Origin of the sequence: Polaribacter sp. PL03, assembly GCF_033875165.1 — a bacterium.
Lineage (GTDB): Bacteria > Bacteroidota > Bacteroidia > Flavobacteriales > Flavobacteriaceae > Polaribacter.
Window position 1 is genome coordinate 631,016 of sequence record NZ_JAWZSV010000002.1, and the last position, 7,583, is coordinate 638,598.

A 7,583-nucleotide genomic window follows, 5' to 3' on the forward strand; every position below is an offset into this window, starting at 1 on the left:
TATTTTATTTAAAAAATTCTAAACTTACCTCCAATTACAATATTATTTTGGAAAAAATAAAAACTTTGCGATGCCGAATCAGCAGAACTTAATGAAGTTTTAATATCTGGCATGTTAATATACCCAATTTTATAATCTGCCTGAATATAAAAATGTTTTAAAAATGCAATATTTAAACCTGCTCCTGCAGAAACACCCCAACCAGATAAATGAAAATTATCATGTCTTTCTTTACCTAATAAAGAAGTATCTGTTCTTGGGTACAAAATTCCTGCACCAAAACCTTCTGTTAAATTAATTTGTAAATTATCTAAACTAAGACCAAACCAATGATCTATATTGTCGAAACGTTTTACTTCGACATTCAAATAATTTAAACCATCTGTGTGTTCGAATTTTAAGAAATCTTCTGCTAATACAATAGCATCATTATTATAAATACCATCGTATTTTGCGTTACCAATGTTAATTTCTCCATTAATTGTAACACTTTGATCTGCAATCATTACATATTTCATATGATCTACTCCAATAGAAACTGTATAATTTTCTTTGAAGAAATAACCAATTCTGTAATTTGTTTGCGGAATTGTAATATTAGCAGGATTAAAATAATCGTTCACAGAAAATTTTGTCTGTCTATCTTGTGCTCTTACTTTAGATAACGTAAAGTCGTAATCATTTCCTTTAAATCGAATATCTGAATTAGAATAACTTGCCCAATTCCAACCCCAATACACAAAAAATTTACCTTTATTAATAACTTTTTTCTTTTGAGGAACTACATCATTATCTTGTGCAACAACAGTTGAAAAACTAAAAAACAGCACTAATAAAATTATAATATTTGTTTTCAAAACTTCTTTTTATTTTTAAATAATTTCTTTAATTTCTTTGATAAATCTAATAGCTAATTCATCTGCAGCATCCTGAGATTTAGCTTCGGTATAAATTCTAATAATTGGCTCTGTATTAGATTTTCTTAAATGAATCCATTCATCAGCAAAGTCAATTTTTACACCATCAATAACATTTACATCCTCGTTAGCATATTTAGCTGCCATTGTTTCTAAAATCTTATCAACATCTATTTCTGGTGTTAATTGAATCTTATTTTTACTCATAAAATAACTTGGGTAAGAATCTCTTAATTCTTTACAAGATATTTTTTTGTTAGCTAAATGCGATAAAAATAAAGCAACACCAACTAGAGAATCTCTACCGTAATGAGAAGCAGGATAAATGATTCCTCCATTTCCTTCTCCACCAATTACAGTATTGGTTTCTTTCATTTTAATTACAACATTTACTTCACCAACTGCAGATGCAGTATAAGTTCCGCCATGTTTTTCTGTAACATCTCTTAATGCTCTAGAAGATGATAAATTAGAAACTGTGTTTCCGCCACCTAATTTCCCTAAAACATAATCTGCACAAGCTACTAAAGTATATTCTTCACCAAACATAGAACCGTCTTCAGAAACCAAAGCCAATCTATCTACATCTGGGTCAACTACAATTCCGAAATCTGCTTTTTCTTTTACAACTAAGTTAGATATATCTGTTAAGTGTTCTGCTAAAGGTTCTGGGTTATGAGGAAACTGTCCGTTTGGTGTGCAGTATAATTCTACACAATCAACACCCAATTCTTTTAACAAAGCTGGAATAAAGATTCCTCCTGTAGAATTTACACCATCTACAACAACTTTAAAATTAGCTTTCTTAATAGCTTCTATATCTACTAATTCAAGATTTAAAACTTCTTGAATGTGTTTTTCTAGATAAGAGTTGTCTTTAGTATAAGACCCTAAATCATCTACATCTGCAAATTCGAAATCTTCATTTTCTGCAAGATCAAGAATTTTCTCTCCTTCTGCTCCGTTTAAGAATTCTCCTTTTTCGTTTAATAATTTTAAAGCGTTCCATTGTTTAGGATTATGAGATGCTGTTAAAATAATACCACCATCTGCATTTTCTAATGGTACAGCAACTTCTACTGTTGGTGTAGTAGATAAACCTAAATCGATTACATCTATTCCTAAACCTACTAATGTATTTGCTACTAAACTAGAAATCATTTTTCCAGAAATACGAGCGTCTCTACCAATTACTACTTTTATATTTTTCTTATCAGCATTTCTTGCTATTATAAATGCACCATAAGCAGATGCAAATTTTACAGCGTCTATAGGTGTTAAATTATCGGCAGTTTTACCTCCAATTGTACCTCTAATTCCTGATATTGATTTTATTAATGTCATTCTGTTATTGTCTTTTTTAATTCACTATACAAAGGTAATTCTATTAAATGGTTATCTAAAACAAATTAACAAGTAGAAGATTTTAAGGAGGCTTTTTATTGCAAAAAATTGCGTTAGGGATTGAAATGATATCCTTTTTTTTTGAGGAACGAAGAAAAAAAGATTTAATGTAAAGCCCGACCTTTTTAGGAAACGTCCTAATAAATTTAATTTTCATTAAATTAAGACCAAAAAAAAGCCGATGCAAATTGCATCGACTTTTAGATATTATAAAATATCGGCTTGTTGTAAAAGAATTACTTCTTTTTGTTTCCAGCTTCCATTTTTTCTTTAAGAGCAGCTAAACCACCAATGTCTCCAAGTGTAGTTTTCTCTGCATCTGCAGATTTTTTAGCAGCTGTTTTAATATTTCTCTTTTCTTCTTCTCTAAATAATGAAGTATGAGAAACAACAACTCTTCTGTATTCTTTAGAAAATTCTAATACAATAAACTTAATTGTATCTCCTTTTTCTAATTTAGAACCGTCTTCTTTTTCTAAGAATCTTGTTGGTGCAAAACCTTCTACGCCATCAGCGAAAGAAACTACTGCTCCTTTATCATTCTTTTCTTTTACAGTACCTTCATGTGTAGAACCGATTGCATACGTAGCTTCATGAGCATCCCAAGGGTTATCTTGTGTTTGCTTATGACCTAAGTTTAACTTTCTGTTCTCTACATCTAATTCTAATACTTGAACTTCTAACTTGTCTCCAACAGTTACAAAATCTGATGGATGCTTGATTTTCTTAGTCCAAGATAAATCAGAAATATATACTAAACCGTCAATTCCTTCTTCTAATTCTACAAAAACACCAAAGTTAGTGTAATTTCTTACAGTACCAGTGTGAGTAGAACCTACAGGGTATTTAGTTGTAATATCTGTCCAAGGATCTGGGTGTAATTGTTTGATACCAAGAGACATTTTTCTGTCTTCTCTATCTAAAGTTAAAACTTGCGCTTCTACTTTATCTCCAACTTTTACGAAATCTTGTGCAGAACGTAAATGAGTAGACCAAGACATTTCAGAAACGTGAATTAACCCTTCTACTCCTTGTTCAACTTCTACAAATGCACCGTAATCTGCAATTACAACTACTTCTCCAGTAACTTTATCTCCAACTTTTAAAGTTGTGTCCAAAGCTTCCCAAGGATGAGCAGATAATTGTTTTAAACCTAATTGGATTCTAGATTTGTTATCATCAAAGTCTAAAATTACAACATTTAATTTCTGATCTAATTCAACAACCTCATTCGGGTGGTTAATTCTAGACCAAGATAAATCTGTAATATGTACTAATCCATCAACACCACCTAAATCAACAAAGACACCATAAGAAGTAATATTTTTAACAATACCTTCTAATACTTGTCCTTTTTCTAATTGTCCAATGATTTCTTTTTTCTGTAATTCAATATCAGCTTCAATAAGAGCTTTATGAGATACAACAACGTTTTTAAATTCATGGTTGATTTTCACAACTTTGAATTCCATAGTTTTCTCTACGTATTGATCGTAATCTCTAATTGGCTTAACGTCAATTTGAGATCCTGGTAAAAATGCTTCGATTCCGAAAACATCTACAATCATACCACCTCTAGTTCTACATTTAACGAAACCGTTAACTACTTCACCAGTTTCATGAGCATTGTTAACACGTTCCCATGCTTTAATAACTCTTGCTTTTTTGTGAGATAATACTAACTGACCAGAAGAATCTTCTCTTTTGTCAACTAATACTTCTACAGTATCTCCTTCTTTTAAACCTTGGTTGTAACGAAATTCGTTTAAAGAAATAACTCCTTCAGACTTAGAATTGATGTCAATAATTGCATCTCTATCTGTAATTCTGATGATAGTTCCTTCAATAACATCACGTTCATTTACAAAACCTACAGTTCCTTCTAACGCTTTTTCGAATGCTTGTAATTTTTGCTCATCAACAGCTTCAATACCTTGTTCGTATTTGTGCCAGTTAAAATCAGCTAAAAATTGTTTTGGATCTACAGCTGGAGTCGCTGTTTCTTGTACTTCAGTAGCAGCTACTTGCTCTTCAGTGTTTTTTGTTTCTTCAGACATTTCTGAATAATAATTTGTATCTTATTGCTTACCAGATTTTTAACGACAAAAACGCAAAGAGTTGTTTTTATAAATTGTTTTATCTTTTCCTTTTCTAAATCTGTTATCGTAAAAAGGAGTGCAAATTTACAAAAATGTTTTGATTATTAAGCCTTTAGAATTAATTTATTATTCCTTTTATTCTTGAAAGACAAAAAACTACCTTTGCATTTTTAAAAACCGTTTGGGTAGATTTTAATGAAGATGGATAAAAATACAAAAGATTTAGTAAATAAAGGAATAATGCTTCCATTAATGGAAGAATTCTATACAATACAAGGTGAAGGTGCTCACACAGGTACAGCCGCTTATTTTATTAGAGTTGGTGGTTGCGATGTTGGTTGCCATTGGTGCGACGTTAAAGAAAGTTGGGATGCAGATTTACACCCACCAACTTTAGCAGACACTATAGTAAAAAATGTTAAAATGCATGCCAAAACAGTTGTTATAACTGGTGGTGAACCATTAATGTGGTCTATGGATTATATTACAGAAAGCCTTCAAAAAAATAATATTAAAACTCATATAGAAACTTCTGGAGCGTATTCTTTTTCTGGAAAATGGGACTGGTTTTGTCTTTCGCCTAAGAAAACAAAAATGCCTTTAGCAGAATGTTACCCAGAAGCAGATGAGCTAAAGATGATTATTCAAAACAAATCAGATTTTGATTTTGCAGAGCGTGAAGCTGCTAAAGTTTCGGCAAAATGTCAACTTTTTTTACAACCAGAATGGAGTAAAAAAGAGAAAATGACCGAACTTATTGTAGATTATGTAATGAAAAATCCAAAATGGAAAATTTCTTTACAAACGCATAAATATCTGAATATTCCTTAATATTCAGATATTTTGTGTTTTTTTTAGAAGCTGTTTCCTGCTTTCACTACTCGCTTTTTTCGTACCTCAAAAGAGCTCAAACAAACCGTTCAATCAGGGCTAACTAATTAATAAAATGTAGGTATTATAAAACTCTTCTAGCTACTAAAGCACAAATTCTTTCAAACTGTTCGTTAATACCCATATCAGAATTATCAAATTCAATTGCATCATCTGCCTTCATTAAAGGAGAGTCTTCTCTTGTAGAATCTATTCTATCTCTTTCTTCTACATTAAATAGAATATCTTTAAAATCAACTTTATCACCTCTATCAATAAGTTCCTTATAACGTCTAGTTGCTCTTTTATCTGCAGAAGCTGTCATAAATAATTTTAATTCTGCATTCGGAAAAACAACAGTACCAATATCTCTACCATCCATAACAATACCGCTATCTTCGCCCATAATTTGTTGCTCTGCAACAAGCTTTTTTCTAACAGCAGAAATAGTAGAAACTTTACTTACTAATTGAGAAATATCTAAAGTTCTAATTTCCTTTTCAACATTTATGCCATTCAAAAACATTTCAGCAAAACCTAATTCGGTGTTAAAACGAAAAGAGAGAGAAATATTCTTTAAACTAGAAACTAATGCAGTTTTATTAAGAAATTCTTTACCTACAAAATCATTTTGTTTAGCATATAAAGTTACAGCTCTATACATTGCACCAGTGTCAACGTATATATAATTATACTTCTTAGCCAATAATTTAGCAATTGTACTTTTCCCTGTTGAAGAAAAACCATCTATGGCAATCGTAATTTTTTTATTCATTTAATATCTTATTCTATTATCTAAATCAATTTCTAAACTAAACGTACTTACATTAGAAGCAGAATGAAATTTAGAATGTGCATAATTAAACTTAAACCTATTCATTTTTATTCCAAAACCAAAAGAAAGACCACTAAAACTTCTAGCATTTTGAAGTTGTAATTCAGCAGCTCTCCTAAAATTATATCCCAATCTTACATTTATTAAACTTTCTGGAAACAATTCTGCTCCTATAACAAAATGTCTAAAGGTGTTTCCTATAAAACCAACTTCTTCTTCAGTTACATTACCTTCTAAATCTGTAGTTTGGTCAGATGGGTTAGCTACAGAAATATCCCATTGTTGTAAATTATCCAATGTTCCATATAATTTTAAAGGGACATGTTCTAATTTATAAGAACCACCTAAGGCAATCTCTAAAGGTAATTTTTCTACAGTACCATTAAAAGAAGAAATCTGAGTCCCTAAATTTCTAGCCACTAGAGTAATCGAAAAAGGTTTAAACGGACTATGATATAATAAAGCCAAATCTGTAGCAATTCCTGTAGATGAAAAACTACTAATATTTGAATTAATAAATTTTAAATTAACTCCAAAATGAAAATTAGTATTCGGAAAATTGTAACCATATCCCAAAGAAATTGCAATATCATTTGCACTAAAATTTCCGGTTTCATTTCCTTCTTCATCAGCTCCTATAATAGTACCATAATCTAAATACTTTATATTAGAATGAAGAGTTCCAAATCTTCTTGAAATTTCAGTAGCATAAGATATAGAGCCAATATTAATTCCAGCTAGATAACTAGAATAATTAACAGATAATTGTCTATCTAACTCGTTACTAATTGTCGCTGGATTCCAGATTGGCTGATTAACGTCGTCTAACAAAGTTAAGACCTCTCCTCCTAGAGCTATTTGTCTCGCAGAGGTAGAAACATTTAAAAACTGAAATATCTTTTCACCTCCAACCTGCGCATTTACAGATAAAGGTAAAATAATCGTACATAATAAAAAAGTAAGTAACAATTTCATATAATTACAAAGAAACAAAGTATAAAAACAATAACGCAAATATTAAGTAAAAAATATATAAAATAAAACTTATTTTTATAACAAATAAATCACTCATCCTAATAAAAATTAAATCAAATAAATAGTATTCAATTTAGAATATTATAAATTATATAATAATCAAAAATAACTTCTAATTGGATTTTTAATAAAACTATAATATAATTTATTTTTAAGACATGTTTTTTTTGTGAATTGAAATGAATCTTTTACTTCTATTCTTCCCTTAGCTTAGCTTAGTACATTATCTAAATTCTGTAATAAAAATATTTAAATCTTTATTTCAATCAACTTCGATTCGATTAGACATTTATATTGTTTGCCCAGTATAAATCGTTTAACCAGTGTTTAACATTGTTGATTCGTTGATTCGTTGATTACTAATCAAGCACTTCTAGTATTTATAGTATTGTATAACTCTTATTTTTTTTTCATAAAAAAAAA

General features: G+C 29.9%; 6 protein-coding genes. 1 reads left to right on the forward strand and 5 read right to left on the reverse strand.

All coding sequences use genetic code 11. The features are described from left to right. Positions 1-8: 8 nt before the first annotated feature. From SHK09_RS06120 to rpsA, 3 genes are all read right to left on the reverse strand, one after another. Entirely contained in the window at positions 9-857 is an 849-nt protein-coding gene (locus tag SHK09_RS06120) for a hypothetical protein (RefSeq protein WP_413774272.1), read from the reverse strand. Positions 858-872: 15 nt separating this feature from the next. After that, the gene (gene glmM, locus SHK09_RS06125; protein WP_319809892.1) at positions 873-2,261 is read right to left on the reverse strand and encodes a phosphoglucosamine mutase; all 1,389 of its coding nucleotides are present in this window, start codon (positions 2,259-2,261) and stop codon (positions 873-875) included. Between the two features lie 296 nt (positions 2,262-2,557). Next, complete coding sequence (gene rpsA, locus SHK09_RS06130; protein WP_319809893.1) at positions 2,558-4,378, reverse strand: 30S ribosomal protein S1; 1,821 nt, start codon at positions 4,376-4,378, stop codon at positions 2,558-2,560. Positions 4,379-4,621: 243 nt separating this feature from the next. On the opposite strand from rpsA, the gene SHK09_RS06135 reads away from it, so the two are divergent. Continuing rightward, positions 4,622-5,251: a 7-carboxy-7-deazaguanine synthase QueE gene (locus SHK09_RS06135; protein WP_319809894.1), complete on the forward strand. Its 630-nt coding sequence runs from the start codon at positions 4,622-4,624 to the stop codon at positions 5,249-5,251. 124 nt (positions 5,252-5,375) lie between these two features. On the opposite strand, the gene cmk is transcribed toward SHK09_RS06135, so the two are convergent. Then, the gene (gene cmk, locus SHK09_RS06140) at positions 5,376-6,065 is read right to left on the reverse strand and encodes a (d)CMP kinase (protein ID WP_319809895.1); all 690 of its coding nucleotides are present in this window, start codon (positions 6,063-6,065) and stop codon (positions 5,376-5,378) included. Then, positions 6,066-7,100, reverse strand: coding sequence for a type IX secretion system protein PorQ (porQ, locus tag SHK09_RS06145; protein ID WP_319809896.1), 1,035 nt, complete (start codon positions 7,098-7,100; stop codon positions 6,066-6,068). It abuts the gene before it with no gap. Positions 7,101-7,583 lie beyond the last annotated feature (483 nt).